Genomic DNA, 17872 nt, shown 5'->3' with positions numbered 1-17872 from the left:
AAGCACGCACCATCAGCCATCAAGCCCTGGCGCGGCCAGGATCCCTTCCGAGACCAGTTCGGTCGCCAGCGCCGCCATGTCCTCGTCAAGCGTGCCCTTGTCGACCTCGAACTCCTCGCAAAGCAGGCCGACGATCTGGCCGAGGCTGCGCGCGCCATCCACCTTGTCGAGAAAAGCTTCGGTCGTGCCGTTGCAGGTATAGAGTTGGCCGCTGCGCGCCAAAAGCACGACCGCACCGTCGCCGACATGCTGGACCGAGGCATCGTCCGCCAGCCGCAGAACCGTCCCAGAGGCAATTTCCATCACGAACCCCAAAAAGCCATGCAAACCCCGAAATGAGATAGCGCGGCGGTGGGGCGCTGTCTATCGGCCGGCCGGGGGATGGCTGGTGCAAGGTCATGTCCGCGACAGACTCCTATCACTCCGCGAAACCCACCCACCGCCGAAATCATCCCAGAAAATAGTCGTCGGAACGACGCTCCAGGCAAGCGCGTCGACGGACAGGACCGTTGCTTTTCTTCCCTAAGGTGAGGTAAGAACTCCCCGGGTCTTGGGGAGATAGCGTATGCGTTACAATTGGGAGCGGGCACCGACGACTTTCGAACGTCACCGAAAGGTTCTGGCTACGGCCATTTTGATCTTCGGCGGCGTCGGCCTCATGCTTGTGGCCTTGCCGATCTAGCGCGATCGAATTTTTGCCCAATGAATCCCGTTCGTTAGACGGCTATCGGCCGGTCGCTCACCGTGATTGTCCGCGATGACACGGCGATCGCGCCCCTTCAAAGCCCTGGCTGAAGCGCCGCATCAGCACGCCGGCTTTCCGGCAGGCTTGCAGTCCTGTCCCTGCAGCATCAGGTGGAAGCCAAGAGCCTTAACTGACCTGCCTTGAAGCGCTTGGTCACCTTGAAGCGCTTGGACGCCTTGCCGGTGTCTTTGAAGCTTGCCGAACAATCGGCTGTGCCGGCCCACCGGGACCTGATCGAAACAGATGGTCGAGATGCCCGTTTCGTCATGGGTCGGCGAAAGCCATTTCCGCGACAAGACGCGGCCGACTGAGACGAAAATGCAGGGAGACATGTCAGGAGGAAACAACATAGGCTATGGCGAGGACGGCAGGTGGTTCCTGGGGAGGATATGGATGGCTTCACGCTATCATGAGGTCTATGACGGCTGGAAACGCGACCCGGAGAAGTTCTGGGCCGACGCTGCCGAGGCCATCGACTGGTATTCGCCCTGGGACAAAGTGTTCGATGCCGCCGCCGGCGTCTATGGCCGCTGGTTCACCGGCGCGACCTGCAACACCTGCTACAACGCCCTCGACCGGCATGTCGCCGGCGGGCGGGCCGACCAGATCGCCCTGATCCATGACAGTGCCATCACCGGCACCGTGAAAAAGTTCACCTATGCCGAGTTGAAACGCGAAGTGGTGGCGCTGACCTCGGTGCTGAAGAACCGTGGCATCGCCAAGGGCGACCGCGTCATCATCTACATGCCGATGGTGGCGGAAGCGGCCATCGCCATGCTTGCCTGCGCCCGCCTCGGCGCCGTGCATTCGGTCGTGTTCGGCGGCTTTGCCTCGCATGAGCTTGCCACCCGCATCGACGACGCCAGGCCCAAGCTGATCATCTCCGCCTCGTGCGGCCTGGAACCAGGGCGGATCGTCGCTTACAAGCCGTTGCTCGACAGAGCGATCGAGATGTCCCGCCATAAACCGGAGGCCTGCCTCATCCTGCAACGCGACCAGCTGCGCTGCGATTTGAAGGACCATTTCGACATCGACTATGCCGACGCCGTCGCCCGCGAACGGGCGGCCGGCGCCAATGTCGACTGCGTGCCGGTGCTGGCCACCGACCCGCTCTACATCATCTACACCTCGGGCACGACCGGCCAGCCCAAGGGCATCGTGCGCGACAATGGCGGCCACATGGTCGCGCTGAAATGGACGATGGACAACGAGTTCGGCGTCAAGCCGGGAGAAGTCTTCTGGGCAGCATCCGATGTCGGCTGGGTGGTCGGCCATTCCTACATCGTCTACGGCCCGCTACTGCATGGCTGCACCAGCGTGCTCTTCGAAGGCAAGCCGATCGGCACGCCCGACGCCGGAACCTACTGGCGGGTGATCGCGGAGCATGGCGTGGTCGCGTTGTTCACCGCGCCCACCGCCTTCCGCGCCATCAAAGGGCAGGACCCCAAGGGCGAATTCGTACCGAAATACGATTTGTCGAAATTCCGCACGCTGTTCCTCGCCGGCGAGCGCGCCGATCCCGAAACCATCAAATGGGCGGAGCAGAAGCTCGACGTACCGGTGGTTGATCACTGGTGGCAGACCGAGACCGGCTCGCCGATGACGATCAACCCCGCCGGACTCGGCCTGCTGCCGGTGAAATACGGCTCGCCCGGGGTGCCGATGCCGGGCTACGACATCCGCGTGCTCGACGATGCCGGCCACGAGGTGCCGCGCGGCACGCTGGGCAATGTCGTGGTCAAGCTGCCGCTGCCGGCCGGCTGCCTGCCAACGCTGTGGAATGCCGACGATCGCTTCCGCCAAGCCTACCTCGACGAGTTCCCCGGCTTCTACAAGACGGCCGATGCCGGCATGATCGACGAGGACGGCTATCTCTACGTCATGGCCCGTACCGACGACATCATCAACGTCGCCGGGCATCGGCTGTCGACCGGCGCCATGGAAGAGGTGCTGGCCGCCCATCCCGATGTCGCCGAATGCGCCGTCGTCGGCATCGCCGATGCGATGAAGGGCCAGATACCGCTCGGCTTCGTGGTGCTGAACGCCGGTGTCGCGCGCGATGGCGGCGCCATCGAGCAGGAGGTCGTCGCGCTGGTGCGGGAACGTATCGGTCCGGTCGCCGCCTTCAAGACCGTTGTGACGATCAAACGGCTTCCGAAGACACGGTCCGGCAAGATCCTGCGCGGCACCATGCAGAAGATCGCCGACAAGGAAGAATGGACGATGCCGGCGACCATCGACGACCCGGCCATCATCGACGAGATCACCGCCGCCATGAAAGCGCGCGGGATCGGGATTTGATCCGACTGGCGACGCGTGCCGTCCCGGATGTTGCGGCGCGGCGAACTTTGTGATGGCCGCGCGGCACAATCGTTGATTGTGCAATGCAGCATTCCGCCTTACAGTTCGCGCGGGGGGCCATTCGACAGGATCGCATGGCTCAGCAAAAGACGACGTTCGGTGGCATCGACATCCTGCGGTTTCTCGCCGCCGTGCTGGTCATGATCTACCACTACGGCTTCTGGGTGTGGGCCTATCCCGACGGCATCTCGGCGCAGGCCACGGGCGGCGTTCCGGCGCAGCCCGGCATCGGCGCCTGGGTCGGGTCCGGCTGGGTCGGCGTCGAGATCTTCTTCGTCATCAGCGGTTTCGTCATTGCCTTCAGCGCCGAGAATTCGACGCCGCTGCGCTTCTTCGAGGCAAGGGTCAAAAGGCTGGCGCCGGCGGTCTGGATCTGCGCGCCGATCACCGCGGCGCTGTTGCTGCTGATCGGCCTGAGCTGGCCGACCGATGCGGTGGTCAGGCTCGCCCGAACGGCGCTGTTCGCGCCCTACGGTCCGTGGGTGGACAGCGTCTACTGGACGCTCGGCATCGAGATCGCCTTCTACGCCATCGTCTGGGTCCTGCTGCGGCTCGGCCGCTTCCATCTGATGGAGACGGTGGCCATCGTCATCGGCTTGATCAGCACGCTGTTCTGGTGCCTCTATTATCCGCTCGGCTGGTCCGATTTCGCCGAGACGCGCTGGCTGCAGCTCATCCTGGTGCATCACGGCGCATTCTTCGCCGTCGGCGTACTCATCTGGCTGATGCGGTTCAAGTCGGTGACCGCCCCTCGCCTTGGCTTCTGCCTGCTGTTCCTCGGCGGCGGCGTGCTGCAGATCGCCAGCTCCGTCGACGTCCACGGTATCAAGGTCGGAGCCGTGATGCCCTACGCCCCGCCGATCCTGATCTTTCTCGTGGCCATCGCACTGATGGCGTGGTCGCTCAGGCTCGACCTCAGCTGGAGCGGCTGGCGCCGGATCGGCCTGATGACCTACCCGCTCTATTTGATCCACGATGTCATCGGCGCGGCGATGCTGGGCGCCATGGTGCGCGTCGGGCTGCCATATCTCCTGTCGATGGCAATGGTCGCCGCGACCATGATCGCGGCAAGCTGGCTGGTGGCGACCGAGGCCGAGCCGCGTATCCGGCGGCTGCTCGACCATACGGTGTTCCGTTATCGGCTCAGGACTGCGTAGGCAACGCAATCTCCAGCCGCGATCAAACGCGGCTGGCCTGATATAGCGTCCGATATCAGACCCCTGTCTTCGCCCGCACTTCCGACTTGTCGAGATAGTAGCTCGAGTACTTGTCGAAGAATTTCTCCGACGCGCCGAACGATCCGTATTTGGCCAGCTTCTTCAGATCGACCTTGTTCAACACCGCGCCGACGATCTTGTTGGCGACATAGGGTTCGGATTCCAGCATCGAGCGCACCATGGCGCGCGGCGTGCGGCCCCATTCGGTGACGAGCACGAAGCCGTCGACGAGCGGCGCGAAGGCCTTGGCGTCGACCACCGGCCCGAGCGGCGGCAGGTCGACAACGATGTATTCGAACGTCTCCTTGGCGTTCTCGATGAAGCGGCGCATGCCGGCCGAGGAGAGAAGCTCGCTGGTATGCGAGAAATGTCCGCGCGACACTGCCGGAATGATGGCGAGCTTGGTCTGCCTGTCGATCTTGCCGACGGACTGCCAGGTCTGGCCGCCCACCACCGCTTCCATCAACCCTTGCTCGGCTTCCATGCCAAGGCTGCGGCTGAGGCCCGGGTTGCGCATGTCGCCGTCGATGAGCAGGGTCCTGGCGCCATTGGCGGCGAGCAGCCCGGCGAGATTGGCCGCGACCGTCGACTTGCCCTCGCCGGGCAGAACCGAGATCACACCGATGACACGGCTGCCTTGCCCTTCCATCACGACGTCGAAGGCGATCTTGGCGCTGCGCAACGTTTCGGAGAACATCGATGCCGGAGCGTCGATGCTGACGCGCATTCGCGCGCGCCTTTCGATGGCGGCGGGCGTTTTGGCGACCTTGGCATCCGCCGGCCCTTCGGACGGCTTGTCGTCCTTGGTCGGTTTGCTGCCGATGGTCGGCAGGTAGCCGAGGAATTTGAGGCCGACGCGGTCGCGCACTTCCTCGCCGGTCCTGAAGAACCGCTCGTTGAACTCGTTGAGGCCGCCGAAGCCGACGCCCATCAGCACGCCGAGCACCAGCGAAAGACCGAGCACGATGATGGTGCGCGGGCTCGAGGCGGCGAGCGGCGTCGACGCATCCGAGATGATGCGGATCTTGCCGACCGGGAAGGACTGCTGCTGGGCGGCTTCCTCGTAACGTCCGAGGAACGTCTGGTAGAGCGTGGAGAGTGCCGTCGCCTTCTGATCGAGATCACGCAACTGGACCTGTGACTGGTTGTCGATGGAGCTCTTGCCCTGCGCGGCGGCGACATTGGCCCTGAGCGCGGTTTCGCGCGCCAGCGCCACCTCATACTCGTTGCGGTAGCTTTCGGTCAGCTGCTTCAGTTCGCCGAAGATCTGCGCCGATATGTCGGCCTTCTCCTTGGCGAGCGCCACCGCCTGCGGATGCTGGGGGCCGAAATTCGCCTCGACATCCTGCTGCCGTTTGGAAACCGCAAGGTAGCGGGTCTTGAGCGCCGCAATGACCGAGCTGCTTGGCTGGTCGCTCGATATGGCGGCATCCTTGAACGCGTTTTCCGAGCCGCTGTCGACGATCGATTTGTATTGCTGGTAGCGGGCGCTGGCCCGCGCGGTATCGGCCTGCGCCACGATGAGCTGGGCATTCAGGTCGGCGAGTTGCTTGTCGCTCATCAATTGTCCGTCGCTGTTGGCGGACAGGCCGTGTTCGGCCCTGAATTTCTCGACCGCCAGCGATGCCTGCTGCGAACTCTCACGCAACTCCGTCAACCGGCCCTGGAGCCAGACCGCCGCGCGCTCGGTGGCGTCGAAGCTGGCATCGAGCTGGTCGGCGAGATAGGCGTCGGCATAGGCCTTGGTGATGGCCTTCGCCAGCGCCGGATCAGTCGCCTGGTAGCCAAGCGCGATGACGTAGCTTCGCCCGACGCGGTCGGCCCGGATCTCGTTCTGCAGCTTGAGGATGGCATAGTCGCGGCGCGACGCGGCGATCAGCGCATCGCGCGCGGCGGGGTCGAGCTTGGAGACGTCGCCGACACCCGGCATGACCGGGCTGCTCGGACGAACATACTGGATCAGGCCCCGGACCATGCCGACGCCCTGGGCAAGGGCCGACTGCGGCGGGTTCATGAACGTATCGTTCTGGTCGAGCTTGAGTTTGTCGACGACCACGGCGGCGAGCCGCGTCGAGGTCAGGATCTCGATCTGGCTCAGGATCGCCGAATCGGTCTGCATGGTCGTGGACGCCGCCGAGATGTCGTCGACGATCTTGTTCAGGCCCTCGTCGATCAGCACGCTGGAGATCGAGACGTATTTGGGCGGCGTGGTCTGCAGATAGAGCATGCCCAGGAAAAGACCGATGATGGCGCACACGCCAACGACCTTGGCTTGCCGCGCGGCCATGCCAAGCAGCCGCTCGACGTCGATGAAGTCGTCGCCGTCTCCTGCGTCCGAATTCGGCAATGGCATCCTCTTGTCGAGAGGAAAGTTGGCGTAATTCATCTTCGGTCCAATTCTAGAGTGGGTTCCATTCCGGTGGTCGGTATGGCTCTATCTCACTGTTTGAGCACGATCTTTTCTTAAAAACGCATTCCGCGTTTCGGGATCATGCCTTGGCTCCCAGGCGCCTCGAAGATCGGGAGTATTGCCCCGAGGCAACGCAAGCTTCGTGCCAGACGGCGGGGCCTGTCGGCCCCTCGCCGCCAGCCATCCGGCAATACTCCCGAAAGATGGGCATTATGCGGCTTCTTCCTGGCGTTCATGCGACTGGACGAACTCCTGAAGCATCTCGAAGACGGGGCCCTTCATGTCGTCGCGGGCAAGCGCGAAGGCGATGTTGGCCTGGATGAAGCCCTCCTTCGAGCCGCAGTCGAACATGCGGCCCTTGAAAGGCTGGGCGAAGAACGGCTGGTCCTTCGACAGGCGGACCATGGCGTCTGTCAGTTGGATCTCGCCCCCCGCGCCACGCTGCTGGTTGCCCAGAAGCTGGAATATCTCGGGCTGCAGGATATAGCGGCCGTTGATGTAGAAGTTCGACGGCGCGTTGGCCGGTGCCGGCTTTTCGACCATGGCCGTCACCTCGAAGCCGCCGCCAATGTCGGCGCCACGGCCGACGATGCCATATTTATTGGTCTCGCTCGGCTCGCAGCGCTCGACGGCGATGACGTTGCCGTCGGTCTGCGCATAGAGGTCGGTGATCTCGGCCAGGCATCCGCGTCCGCCGAAGGAGACCATGTCAGGCAAAAGCAGGGCGAAGGGCTCGTTGCCGATCACCTCGCGGGCGCACCAGACGGCATGGCCGAGGCCTTGCGGCGACTGCTGGCGGATGAAGGAGGTGGCGCCGGCCACCGGCAGCATGCTTTCGAGCGCCTCCAGCTGGGTCTTCTTGCCGGTTTGCTCCAGGGTTCCGATCAATTCCGGATGCAGGTCGAAATAGTCCTCGATGACCGCCTTGTTGCGGCCGGTGACGAAGACGATGTGCTCGATGCCGGCCTCGAAGGCCTCGTCCACCGCATATTGCACGACGGGCCTGTCGACGACGGGAAGCATTTCCTTCGGCATCGACTTGGTCGCCGGCAGGAACCGTGTTCCAAGCCCCGCCACCGGTATCACGGCCTTCCTGATTTTCTTCATCGCAAATTCCTTCTGAGGAGATCGACTACAGTCCATTCACAAGCCACGAAAAATCCCTCCATGTGCCTGCATCTTCACCTCCCCACCCCCACGGCAAACTGTGCCGCTACTCTTCGCAACCGCACGGCGATCGGCATGCCCATATGCCTGACCGCCGCAGGGTCGCTGAGCGCCGTCCGGATCGCCTTGAGCGGGGACCGCGCCTTGATGTGCTGGACCATCGCCAGGAACGACGCCGCCTTGCGCAGGCTGCGGCCGCGCCGGGCGAAGGCTGCCTGGGCGGCCTCGTCCATCCGATGGGTTTGAGCGAATTCGGCATCCGCCTTGCGCATCGCCTCGACATGATGAGGCTCGAGCACGCGCGAGATGGAACCGCTGCGGATATGATAGGCATAGCCGACATCAGGCTCGACCACGCATCTGCCGCCCATGGCCAAGGCTTCGGCAAACAAGATGTAGTCCTCGCCGATCCTCAGTTTCTCGTCGTAGCGCAGCCGGTTTTCATCAAGGAAACGGCGCAGGAAGATCGGCTTGAGGTAGCCGAGATTGAACTTCGATTCGAAGACGACGTTGCCGGCGATGTAGGTGGCCAGCGAGATCTCGCGCAGGTCTTCCAGATATTGGCGCGGGAACATCGCGTCCTCGACCACGCCGTCCTCACGGACGACCTGGAGATTGTCGACGGCGATCTGGGCATCCGCCCGCTCGGCGCGATCGATCATGGCGGCGATGCGGCCGGGAAAGACGGCGTCGTCGGAATCGAGAACCGCGATCCATCTGCCACGGGCGGCGTCGAGCCCGGCATTCCTGGCGCCGCCGGGACCCCTGTTTTTTTCCAGGGCCACGACACTCACGATATGCTCGGGATAGGCCCGCGCCACGTCGAGCGTGGCGTCGCGCGACTTGTCGTCGACGACGATGACCTCGACGCTGACATCTTTCTGGGCGATGGCGCTGGCGATCGCCCGATCAAGGGTCGCTTCGGCGTTGTAGGCGGCAATCACGAAAGAAACATCGGGGACAAAGGAGGGATCAGGCCGCACGCTTGCCTCCTTCCCCTGGTGAAGGCTGGCCGTAGAGGCGCAGTTCGCGGATGCCGACAAGGCCGCTGACGACGCCGACATGCATGATGCCGCGCAGTACGGAGCGGTTCCTGCGCACGGGGCTGACAAGAACAGGAAGGGCGGCGGCAAAGCAGTAGAGCGCCTTGGCCGAGGCAAGGCCTAGCTGCTTGACCAGACCGATGCCACCGGTGTTCTGGCCGAGCAGACGGCCATGCGTCTGGCCGACCCGGAAGCGACGGCGGCTGAGCCAGTCGAACGCGGCCCTGGCCCGTGGTACGGCCTCGTCCACCCATGCCTCCGGCGCAAAGGCGATCCGGCCGCCTGCCTTGTGCATCTGGTCGAAGAATTCGGTGTCCTCGCCGCCGGTCTGGCCGCGCGCCAGGCTGAAGCGGCGGTCGCGCAGGCTGTCCGATCCCATGCGCAAGAGGACGTTGCAGGTGTAGCCGGTGCGGATTTCGCCACCCACGCGGACTGGCAAGGTCGAATGGAAATCACCACGGCGCATCCAGTCCGGCGCATCCGGGCGATAGAGCGCACGCACCGGGCCGAGAACCGCGGCGGCGCCGCTTTCCTCGGCTGTCGCCACCAGTTCGGCGAGCCAGCGGGCGGTGGCGGTCTCGTCGTCATCGATGAAGGCCAGGAATTCCGCCTCGCTTGCATCGAGGCAAGCGTTGCGGGCGATCGAGATGTTGCGCGCCGGACAATGCCGGTACCGGAGCGGCAGCTTCAATTCTTGCGACAGCGCCATCACCAATGCCTGCGCGCTTGGCGTGTCGTCATTGTCGGCGACAATGACGCTGGTATCGAATCCTCGGGGCATCTCCATGGCGGCGAGCGAGCGCAGCGTGTCGGCGAGTTCCGGCCGCCGGAACGTGCACACGCCGATGTCGATGCCGCGATTCCCGGCCTGAACCGCCATCACGCCGCCCTCCGCCGCGCGTTAAGGCCGAGAAGCTGCAGCCAGAAGCCGACGGACCAGCCGAAATGCATGACCATCGCCGAAACGCCCGCAAGCGCGATGTCGGCATTGCGCTGGCTGATGGCCGTTACCACGCCGTAGCCCAGGCACACCGCCGCCCACAGCAGCAGCGGCAGCGCCGCGATCCAGTGCACGAAGGAGAAAGCCGCCAGAAGAACCACGGGGAAGACGGCCAGCGGCACCATCTGCCGAACCTTCGGGATCACACGGTGTTTCAGCACATTCTTGGCCCGGCCGCGGCCATAGCCGAGATACTGGAAATAGAGGCCGCGCAGCGAAGTGCGCGGATAATAGACCATCTGCGTCCTGCCGCTCATCCAGATCCTGTAGCCGGCCTGCCTCAGCCGATAGTCGAGTTCGGCATCCTCGTTGTGGCTGAACGTCTCATCGTAGCCGCCGACGGCCTGGAAGGCCGAAATCCGCATCAGCGCGTGATGGCCGTGGTCGACCCACTCCCCGGCGGAGAGGTGGCGATGCTTGGAGCCGCCGGTGCCGAGCTTGGAGTTCTGCGCCGCCGCCGCCGCTTTCTGCACGGTGCCGCTGCCGCTGGTCAGCATCGACACCACGACCGAATCGGCGCCGGTGGCCTGCGCCTCCTCGACCAGCCGGTCGCAGTAGTCGTCGGGATAGCCGCCATGGGCATCGATACGGATCAGATAGTGGGCGCCCTCGCCAAATCTGGCCACCGCCAGGTTGATCGCCGCGCTCTGGATGCGCTTTTCATTGTGAAGCAGGATGATGCGCGGATCGTTGTTCTGACGCTCACCGACAATGGCCAGCGTGCCGTCGGTGCTGCCGCCATCGGCAACGACGATCCGCGCGCCAAGCCGTGCCGCCGCCGGGCAGAGTTGGTCGAGCAGCGCACCGATATGGGTTGCCTCGTTGAGACAGGGGATCACGATCAGGCTGGAGGCATGCGCTTGCGTCATCGGGCGATGTTCATCCTATGCCAGGGCCTCGGTCACGAGCGGCTCGCGCACGGTGGTCAGGTGGCGCAGTTTTTCGACCAGGGCGCTGCAGTCCCCGCGATCGTAGCTCCACATCCTCGGATTGTGGGCCAGCACGCGCGCCTTCAGCCTGGCGAAGCGGTGCTGTTCCATGCCGCCTAGCGCGGTTTCGAGCGCCTCGGGCGTGGCCTGCGGCAACAGAACGCCGATATCGCGCTGCCGCAGGAACCGTCCGGTCTCGGTGTTGTCCATCGAGATCGGCACCGCGCCGAAGCGGCAGCCTTCATAGAGGCGGTTGGGCAGCAGCCATTCGGAGTTCTGCCCCTCCTCGAAGAAATCGATCGCCCAGGAAAAATGGACGTCCTGGTAGATCGCCGCCATGTCCTCCGGGTTGCGGTAGGGCCCGCGAAACGACAAATACGGTTCGGCATCGACGAAGCTATGGAAATCCGGGAATTCGGACAATGCGGGGCGGCCGCGCAGCACGATCTCGAACCGGCCCTCCATGCGGCGCGTGAAACCGGCCAACAGTTCGAGCGAGCGGCGGCAACGCAACGCCCCGAACCAGCCGATCCGCCATGGCGGGGCGACAGGTGCTTCCATCGCCTCACGCTCGCCAGGCAGAATGGCCGCCGCCTCGAAATATTTGTTCTCGACCAGTTCGACCGGTGCCGCGACCTGGCGGAAGGGTTTGAAATAGTTGGCGATGAAGGCGGGCGAACTGGTCACCAGCAATTTCACGTCCCGCGCCAGATGACGCTCGCTGGCGCGTAGCGCCTTGCCCAGGACATCGTCGCGAAGCACCAGGCGGTGAATGTCGAGGCATTCATAGACGATCGGCACCGTGGCGCCGAAGGCCGACCGGGCGCGGCGGGCCAGCGCCAGCATTTCCAGATTGCGTGCTATGATGAGATCGGGCTTCGGCATGCCGCCCAGCTTCGAACCTATCGAAACCGCCGCTTTCGCAACGGCCGCCAGGCGCTGGGCGAATCGGCCATCGCGCGTCGCGCCAAGGTCTATCGGCCGCAATCCTTCGATATCGGCGATCGGGGTGGCGGTGCGGCGAAAGCCCGCCAGGGTGACCCGCGCGCCACCTGTCCGGAGCATCGTGATCCGCCGGCGAACCGCCGGATCGGAAACATCGTGCACCAGGTACAAGACATGCAGCATGAAAACTCGACCGCTGTTTGACCCACCCAGGGGAAGCCTAGTACAGCTCTTGCTGCATCGCAACATTTTTGGCGCGACGATCGACGTTTTCTGTTGCACTGCAAAATTATTGCCGTAGTTTGTGGTCGGCGGCGGTTGTGGATTTCGGGCTCCGGAATCCGCGCAAAGATCAGGAATCCTGAATTTGGAAGCCAATCCATTCGATCCGCCAGAAGGCTCCTTGCGCAAATCGGTCGGCCGCGGCGCCGTCGTGACCGCTCTGTCGCAATCGGTGCGGGTCGCGACCCAGATCATATCGGTCATCGTTTTGTCGCGGCTCTTGTCGCCGCAGGATTTCGGCGTCGTGGCCATGTGCGCGCCGGTGCTCGCCTTAATCGCCCTGTTCCAGGATTTCGGCCTGACCCAGGCGACGATCCAGAAGTCGGGCATCCGGCATGAGGAGGTGAACTACCTCTTCTGGATCAACGTCGCCGTCAGCGCGGTGCTGGCCTGCGTGCTCGCCGGCGCCGCACCCCTGGTCGCCGCCTTCTACGGCGAGCCGCGCGTCACGGGCCTGGTGGCGGCATTGGGGCTGCAGATCCTGGCTTACGGTCTGGGCGCGCAGCACCTGGCGCTGCTGACGCGCCGCATGCAGTTCGGCCGCCTGGCGATCATCGACGTCGCCGGCGCCGTCGCGGGGCTGGCGGTTTCGATCGCCTGGACCTTCATCGACCGCTCCTACTGGGCGCTGTTTGCCGGCACGCTGACCGGCGCGGTGCTGCCGACGCTCTGCTACTGGGCAAGTTCGCGCTGGCGCCCAGGCATGCCGCGCAAGGTCGCCGGCATCAGCGAGCTGATCAATTTCGGTGCCGGCATCACGGGCTTCAATTTCGCCAATTTCTTCGCCCGCAACCTCGACAATGTCCTGATCGGCAAATATTGGGGCGAGGCGCAGCTCGGCCTCTACGACCGCGCCTACAAGCTGCTCCTGTTCCCGCTCAGCCAGATCACCAATCCGCTGTCGAAGGTGATGGTGCCGGCGCTGTCGCGGCTGAAGGACGAGCCGGACCGCTATCGCAGCGCCTATCTGCGCGTCATGCCGCTGATCCTTTTGGTGGCGCTGCCCGGCGTCGCCTTCGCCACCGCCATGTCCGACGTGCTCATTCCCTTCGTGCTCGGCGAGCAATGGCGCGCCAGCGCCTCGATCTTCCTGGCGCTCGGCTTTGCCGGCCTGCTGCAGCCGCTCAACAATCCCGCCGGATGGCTTTTCGTCAGCCAGGGCCGCTCCGGCGACTTCATGCGCTGGGGCATCGTCACGGCGGTGACGTCGGTGCTCGCCTTCGCGCTCGGCCTGCCTTACGGCGCGCTCGGCGTGGCGGTCGCCTATGCGGTCAGCGAGTATCTGCGCACGCCCTTCCTGTGGCTCTATGTCGGCAGGAGCGGACCGCTGCAAGCCAGCCATGTGCTGCACGCGGCAACGCCGTTCGTGCTTGGCGCGCATCTGGCGCTGGGCGCGGTCTGGCTGGTCAAGCCGATGCTGCCGCAGCAGCATGTCGTCGCCCTGGCCAGCGGCGCCGTCCTGGCCTACGCCATCACGATCGTCATCGCGATGGCCTTCCCGGCCGGCCGCGAAGCCTTGTGGGAAGCCTTGAAAATGCTGCCGGCAAGAACGCCGGCTGCGACGCCGCGCGAGGCGCGATAATTTCGGCGCTTTCGACCGTTACCCAATATCCACCCGAGCATCAGGTCCGATCCATGCACTACCGATCGATCTCCGACATGAACGACACCATCGTAAGCAACCTTCACCGGCTGCCGCGCGATATCGACCTTGTGGTCGGCATTCCCAGAAGCGGCGTGCTGGCGGCGACGCTGGTCAGCCTCGCGGCCAACATCCCGATGACCGATCTGGACAGTTTCCTGGAAGGCCGGGTCTACACGTCCGGCATCACCAAGCGCCGCGCCGCGCTGGACCGCAAGGTCTCGGACATGCGCAAGGTGCTGGTGATCGACGATAGCGTCGCCGGCGGCAATGCAATGCGCGACGCCCGTGCCCGCATCAAGGGCGCCGGCATCGAGGCCGACTTCATCTTCTCCGCCGTCTTCGGCCTCGAGCCGCAGCATCAGGAGACCGATATTGTCTTCGAGGTCGTGCCGCATCCGCGCATGTTCCAGTGGAACTTCATGCATCACAAATTCCTGGCGCAATGCTGCGTCGACATAGACGGGGTGCTGTGCCTCGATCCGACCGAGGCCGAGAACGACGACGGTCCGGCCTATGAAAAGTTCCTCAGCGAGGCGCGGCCGCTTCATGCCGCGACCCACAAGATCGGCTGGCTGGTCACCAGCCGGCTCGAGAAATACCGCGCGTTGACCGAGGCGTGGCTGGCCAAGCACGAGATCCGGTACGACAAGCTCATCATGCTCGATCTGCCGAGCAAGGCGGAGCGCCAGCGGCTTGGCGCGCATGGCAGTTTCAAGGCCGATTTCTACCGCAAATCCGATGCCATCCTGTTCATCGAAAGCGAGCATGCCCAGGCGTTGAGGATTACGGAACTGTCGGGCAAACCGGTCCTGTGCGTCGAAACGCACATGGTCAGTTTTCCCGATGCGTTGTCGCTGCCGGCACTTGGCCAGGCCGCGCGAAACCTGCCGGCAAGGCTGCGGCAGATCAACTCGCAGGAAGGCCGCAAGAGCGCCGCCAAGACCATTGCGCGCACCCTGCTTGGCGCGCGCGGCTATGAAACGCTGAAGAACCGGGTCAAGCGCCTGGCCTGACGCGGTTGCTACGCGGCCTGGCGCGCGCGCTGCTGAACGGCCTTGTCCAATATCGAGAAGAAGGTGACGAACTGGCGGTCCGGATCGAGTTCCGGCCGGCCGGCGAAGCTGCGCGCGAGAGCCGAGACGCGCTCATATTCCTTGTTGTCGTTCCACAGGAGCCTGACCGCCGCGACCCAGTCGGCGAGCGGAGCATCATAGTCGAGCACCGCGCCGCCAGGGCCGATCGCTTCGGGCAGGCCGCCGCGGCGCGAGCCGACGACCGGAATGCCGCTGCAATGGGCTTCCGACGCCACCCGGCCCCAGGCCTCTTCCCACTTGCTGGGGGCCAGCAGGATCCTGGTGCGGCCATAGACCGTCTTCATGTCGCTGGCGCGGCTTTCCAGGGTGACGTTGCCGAGCGGCGCGATCGTCTGTTCGATGCGCGCCCGGTGGTCGTCCTCCAGCTTCCAGCTTTCGACGAAGAGGAACGGGATTTCGGGGCATGCGCCGGCAAGGCGCACCGCAAGCTCGAAGCCCTTTTCCTCATAGGGGTTGATCAGGGTGACGAACTGGCCCGTGGTCGGCGTGCTGTAGTGCGTCGGATCGATGGTCGGCGGGATCACCGCCGCCTCGATGCCGAACTCTCTGGCATAGGTGCGCGCGGTGAACTCGGAATTGGCGATGTAGAGCGCCGAGCCCAACTCGCGCAGGTCGCCGCCCAGCTCGTGAAACTCGACATTGCGGAGATAAACGACCAGCGGCACGCCCTTGGCCTGTAGCGCCTTGCCGAGCGGAACCGACTTGTGACACTGGACCACCGCCACATCAGGCTTCACCCGGTTGACGGCGAAACTTGCCGCCTCCCAGGGGAACCATGCCCGGATCACCGGATAGCCGGGAACGCTGTCGACGACCGCGGGCTGGCGCAAGAGCTTCATCTTGGCGCGCGCCTTGAAGCCGAAGACACCGTCGCCGAACAGGGCGGCAAGCACCGCGGCCTCATGCCCATGCTCGATCAGCTGCTCGGCCAGATGATGGGTGCTCGACTGGACACCGCCGCTGAACTCCGGCGGGTAGCCATTGCCGCCTGCAAAAAGAACTTTCATGGTCGTCACTCCTGTCTTTTCGCGTTTCATTGCCCCCGGCTCGATGAAGGGCCGCGTCGAAGACCGCCTCAGGCAGTCTTTGGCGGATCAAGCGTCGCGAACGGATTCGTGCATGACTGCCATCCGGTGAACCGGATGGGATCATTGGGTGAACTGCGCCAGGCGTAGTCCGTCAACATGTGGAATTCGGCGACGACCCAGCGGTCGAAATGCCGGAGGTCGCGCTGCTTCTGTTTCGGCAACAACTGGCGTGCATGACTGAGCTTCGCCGTCTCGAGCAAGGTGACGGCGTCGCCTAGTTTTTCGCTGGGAAACATCCACGGATTGCGGTTGCGGAACTCTAGCACGAACTGCTGCAGATGCTCGATGCGTATGTTCAACCTGCCGAGATATTTTTCGAGCGTGACGCGAATCAGATCCTCGTCCGAAAACGAGGACACGGCCGCGTAGGCCACGCCCGTCGACGCAACTCCGCCAGCCATGATGGCCAGTACAGAACGCCGCGTGATCTCGATCATCAGTTAGCTCCCTCTTCTCACGCGATCCGGCTCGCCGCCCGCAAGGACAAGGCAGCGGCGGTCAGGCTCGGATTGGCGCAGGAACAGCTCGGATAGGTGCTGGTGCCGACGACAACCAGGTTTCTCAAGCGGTGATGGATCATGTCGCTGTCGATGACCGAATCGGCGGGACCGGTGCCCATCCTCAGCGTGCCCTGGACATGCGATTCCGACGGCCGGATACCACGATCGAAGAGACGTTCCACCGGCAGCGGGGCGAGCAGTCCAGGCAATTTGTCCAGGGCCCGGGCCATGCCCTTGACTGCATAATCCGACGGCGCCTTGAAGGAGACGAAGGCGTTGTCATCCTCGTCGAGAGTGACAAAATTCTCGGGATCGAGCAGGTTTTCGGTGACCACGACCAGCGGCAGCGCCTGGCGCACCCGCCCCTTCTCGGCGCGCATCCCGTGCTGCCAGCGGTTCTCGAAATAGACCAGGGCCGCCGCGTGCTCGGACCGGTGCGGACCGTCATAGAGGCCGAAATTCAGGCCGGTTGTGATGGTGCTGCCGTCGAAATTGTCGACGCCGTCGAGATAGACCTCGAAGTTCCAGCCATAGGATTCGTGCAGGCCCCGGCCGACGAATTCATCGCCGAGGCCGGAGCGCAGCATGATCGCCGCGCTCTGGATGGCATTGGCGCCGAGAACAAAAAGGTCGCCGCTGACCTGATATTCCTTACCATCCTTCACGAAGGCAACCGAACGGACCGTGCCGCCGGCGTGATCGAGCCGCCGCACTTCGGCTCCGAGGCAGACCGAAACGTCGGGATGCTCGAAGACATGCATCAAGCCGTTGTTGGCGGTGAACTTGGCATCGACCGGGCACAGCCAGCAGCGCAGGTTGGCGCAACAGGAGGTGCGCTGCGCGGTCGGCACGCGGGCGCGCGCGGTCGGCATGACGAAGTGCTGATCGGGCTGGGCCGCCTTCATCATCCTGTCCGGCGTCGACATGCGATGCGGCGGCTGCGGAAACGGCCTCGAGCGCGGCAGCATCGCCGCCATGTCGGGATCGCCCGAGATCGACATGATGTCTTCGGCGTCGCAATAGAACGGCTCGACATCGTCGTAGCTGATCGGCCAGTCATTGCCGATGCCATAGGTGCTCTTCAGCCTGAAATCATTGGGGTGGAACCGCGGCGTCTGCGCGAACCAGCAATTGGTCCCGCCGCCCAGCCCGATCGTGTAATTCCACGGCTTGTCGGAATTGGTCTTGTAGGTCGTCTCGTCGTCTATGTCGGTGTTGGCGTTCTGGTCGAGCTGCCATTCATGCGTGTTGTGGCGTCCCCATTCCAGGATCAGGATGCGCGCCTTACGCCGCCTGGCGAACTCATGCAGGAAGAAAGCCGAACCGAAGCCGGAACCGATCGCGACAACATCGAAATGATCCTTGGTGACTTGCTCGGGCTTTACGTCCAGCACCATCAGTTGCGACTCCTTTCCACGCCGGGCGCGTTCGTCATGACTGTCCCAT

General features: G+C 64.1%; 14 protein-coding genes. 4 read left to right on the top strand and 10 right to left on the bottom strand.

Features of this window, described 5'->3' with window-relative positions; genetic code table 11:
- Positions 1 to 12: 12 nt before the first annotated feature.
- The gene (locus LB569_RS00475) at positions 13 to 303 is read right to left on the bottom strand and encodes a PqqD family protein (protein WP_224690658.1); all 291 of its coding nucleotides are present in this window, start codon (positions 301 to 303) and stop codon (positions 13 to 15) included.
- 835 nt (positions 304 to 1138) lie between these two features.
- Between LB569_RS00475 and LB569_RS00470 the strand changes: the two genes are divergently transcribed.
- The gene (locus tag LB569_RS00470) at positions 1139 to 3046 is read left to right on the top strand and encodes a propionyl-CoA synthetase (RefSeq protein WP_224690657.1); all 1908 of its coding nucleotides are present in this window, start codon (positions 1139 to 1141) and stop codon (positions 3044 to 3046) included.
- A 134-nt stretch (positions 3047 to 3180) separates the two neighbouring features.
- Positions 3181 to 4263, top strand: coding sequence for an acyltransferase family protein (locus LB569_RS00465; protein WP_224690656.1), 1083 nt, complete (start codon positions 3181 to 3183; stop codon positions 4261 to 4263).
- 55 nt (positions 4264 to 4318) lie between these two features.
- Here the strand turns inward: LB569_RS00465 and LB569_RS00460 are convergent, their stop codons facing one another.
- The 6 genes from LB569_RS00460 to LB569_RS00435 all read right to left on the bottom strand — a co-directional run bounded on the left by LB569_RS00460 (position 4319) and on the right by LB569_RS00435 (position 12000).
- A complete protein-coding gene (locus LB569_RS00460) occupies positions 4319 to 6709 on the bottom strand; it encodes a polysaccharide biosynthesis tyrosine autokinase (RefSeq protein ID WP_224690655.1) in 2391 nt (796 codons plus the stop codon).
- 234 nt (positions 6710 to 6943) lie between these two features.
- Positions 6944 to 7840: a UTP--glucose-1-phosphate uridylyltransferase gene (locus LB569_RS00455; RefSeq protein ID WP_224690654.1), complete on the bottom strand. Its 897-nt coding sequence runs from the start codon at positions 7838 to 7840 to the stop codon at positions 6944 to 6946.
- Positions 7841 to 7914: 74 nt separating this feature from the next.
- Complete coding sequence (locus tag LB569_RS00450) at positions 7915 to 8883, bottom strand: glycosyltransferase family 2 protein (RefSeq protein WP_224690653.1); 969 nt, start codon at positions 8881 to 8883, stop codon at positions 7915 to 7917.
- On the bottom strand, positions 8873 to 9823 hold the full coding sequence (locus LB569_RS00445; RefSeq protein WP_224690652.1) for a glycosyltransferase: 951 nt from the start codon (positions 9821 to 9823) through the stop codon (positions 8873 to 8875). The genes LB569_RS00450 and LB569_RS00445 overlap by 11 nt, the downstream gene beginning before the upstream one ends.
- Complete coding sequence (locus LB569_RS00440; RefSeq protein WP_224690651.1) at positions 9823 to 10812, bottom strand: glycosyltransferase family 2 protein; 990 nt, start codon at positions 10810 to 10812, stop codon at positions 9823 to 9825. The genes LB569_RS00445 and LB569_RS00440 overlap by 1 nt, the downstream gene beginning before the upstream one ends.
- 15 nt (positions 10813 to 10827) lie before the next feature.
- Entirely contained in the window at positions 10828 to 12000 is a 1173-nt protein-coding gene (locus tag LB569_RS00435; protein ID WP_224690650.1) for a glycosyl transferase family 1, read from the bottom strand.
- A 184-nt stretch (positions 12001 to 12184) separates the two neighbouring features.
- Here LB569_RS00435 and LB569_RS00430 point away from each other — a divergent pair, with 184 nt between their 5' ends.
- Together LB569_RS00430 and LB569_RS00425 are read left to right on the top strand one after the other, a co-directional pair.
- Positions 12185 to 13681, top strand: a complete 1497-nt coding sequence (locus LB569_RS00430) for a lipopolysaccharide biosynthesis protein (protein ID WP_224690649.1) — start codon at positions 12185 to 12187, stop codon at positions 13679 to 13681.
- Positions 13682 to 13734: 53 nt separating this feature from the next.
- Complete coding sequence (locus LB569_RS00425) at positions 13735 to 14757, top strand: phosphoribosyltransferase family protein (RefSeq protein WP_224536488.1); 1023 nt, start codon at positions 13735 to 13737, stop codon at positions 14755 to 14757.
- 8 nt (positions 14758 to 14765) lie between these two features.
- On the opposite strand, the gene LB569_RS00420 is transcribed toward LB569_RS00425, so the two are convergent.
- From LB569_RS00420 to LB569_RS00410, 3 genes are all read right to left on the bottom strand, one after another.
- Positions 14766 to 15845, bottom strand: coding sequence for a glycosyltransferase (locus tag LB569_RS00420; RefSeq protein ID WP_224690647.1), 1080 nt, complete (start codon positions 15843 to 15845; stop codon positions 14766 to 14768).
- Positions 15846 to 15913: 68 nt separating this feature from the next.
- Positions 15914 to 16363, bottom strand: a complete 450-nt coding sequence (locus tag LB569_RS00415) for a hypothetical protein (protein ID WP_140709483.1) — start codon at positions 16361 to 16363, stop codon at positions 15914 to 15916.
- A 17-nt stretch (positions 16364 to 16380) separates the two neighbouring features.
- Positions 16381 to 17823: a GMC oxidoreductase gene (locus LB569_RS00410; protein ID WP_224690646.1), complete on the bottom strand. Its 1443-nt coding sequence runs from the start codon at positions 17821 to 17823 to the stop codon at positions 16381 to 16383.
- Positions 17824 to 17872: the final 49 nt, after the last annotated feature.

The organism is Mesorhizobium sp. BH1-1-4, assembly GCF_020165665.1.
Lineage (GTDB): Bacteria > Pseudomonadota > Alphaproteobacteria > Rhizobiales > Rhizobiaceae > Mesorhizobium.
The sequence above is the reverse complement of the archived record's forward strand: the minus strand, read 5'-3'. Positions and strand labels throughout refer to the sequence as shown.

Bases quoted from the DNA above. Each gene is read 5' to 3' on its own strand.
- LB569_RS00475 (WP_224690658.1), bottom strand. From the start codon at position 303: ATGGAAATTGCCTCTGGGACGGTTCTGCGGCTGGCGGACGATGCCTCG.
- LB569_RS00470 (WP_224690657.1), top strand. From the start codon at position 1,139: ATGGCTTCACGCTATCATGAGGTCTATGACGGCTGGAAACGCGACCCG.
- LB569_RS00465 (WP_224690656.1), top strand. From the start codon at position 3,181: ATGGCTCAGCAAAAGACGACGTTCGGTGGCATCGACATCCTGCGGTTT.
- LB569_RS00460 (WP_224690655.1), bottom strand. From the start codon at position 6,709: ATGAATTACGCCAACTTTCCTCTCGACAAGAGGATGCCATTGCCGAAT.
- LB569_RS00455 (WP_224690654.1), bottom strand. From the start codon at position 7,840: ATGAAGAAAATCAGGAAGGCCGTGATACCGGTGGCGGGGCTTGGAACA.
- LB569_RS00445 (WP_224690652.1), bottom strand. From the start codon at position 9,823: ATGGCGGTTCAGGCCGGGAATCGCGGCATCGACATCGGCGTGTGCACG.
- LB569_RS00440 (WP_224690651.1), bottom strand. From the start codon at position 10,812: ATGACGCAAGCGCATGCCTCCAGCCTGATCGTGATCCCCTGTCTCAAC.
- LB569_RS00435 (WP_224690650.1), bottom strand. From the start codon at position 12,000: ATGCTGCATGTCTTGTACCTGGTGCACGATGTTTCCGATCCGGCGGTT.
- LB569_RS00425 (WP_224536488.1), top strand. From the start codon at position 13,735: ATGCACTACCGATCGATCTCCGACATGAACGACACCATCGTAAGCAAC.
- LB569_RS00420 (WP_224690647.1), bottom strand. From the start codon at position 15,845: ATGAAAGTTCTTTTTGCAGGCGGCAATGGCTACCCGCCGGAGTTCAGC.
- LB569_RS00415 (WP_140709483.1), bottom strand. From the start codon at position 16,363: ATGATCGAGATCACGCGGCGTTCTGTACTGGCCATCATGGCTGGCGGA.
- LB569_RS00410 (WP_224690646.1), bottom strand. From the start codon at position 17,823: ATGGTGCTGGACGTAAAGCCCGAGCAAGTCACCAAGGATCATTTCGAT.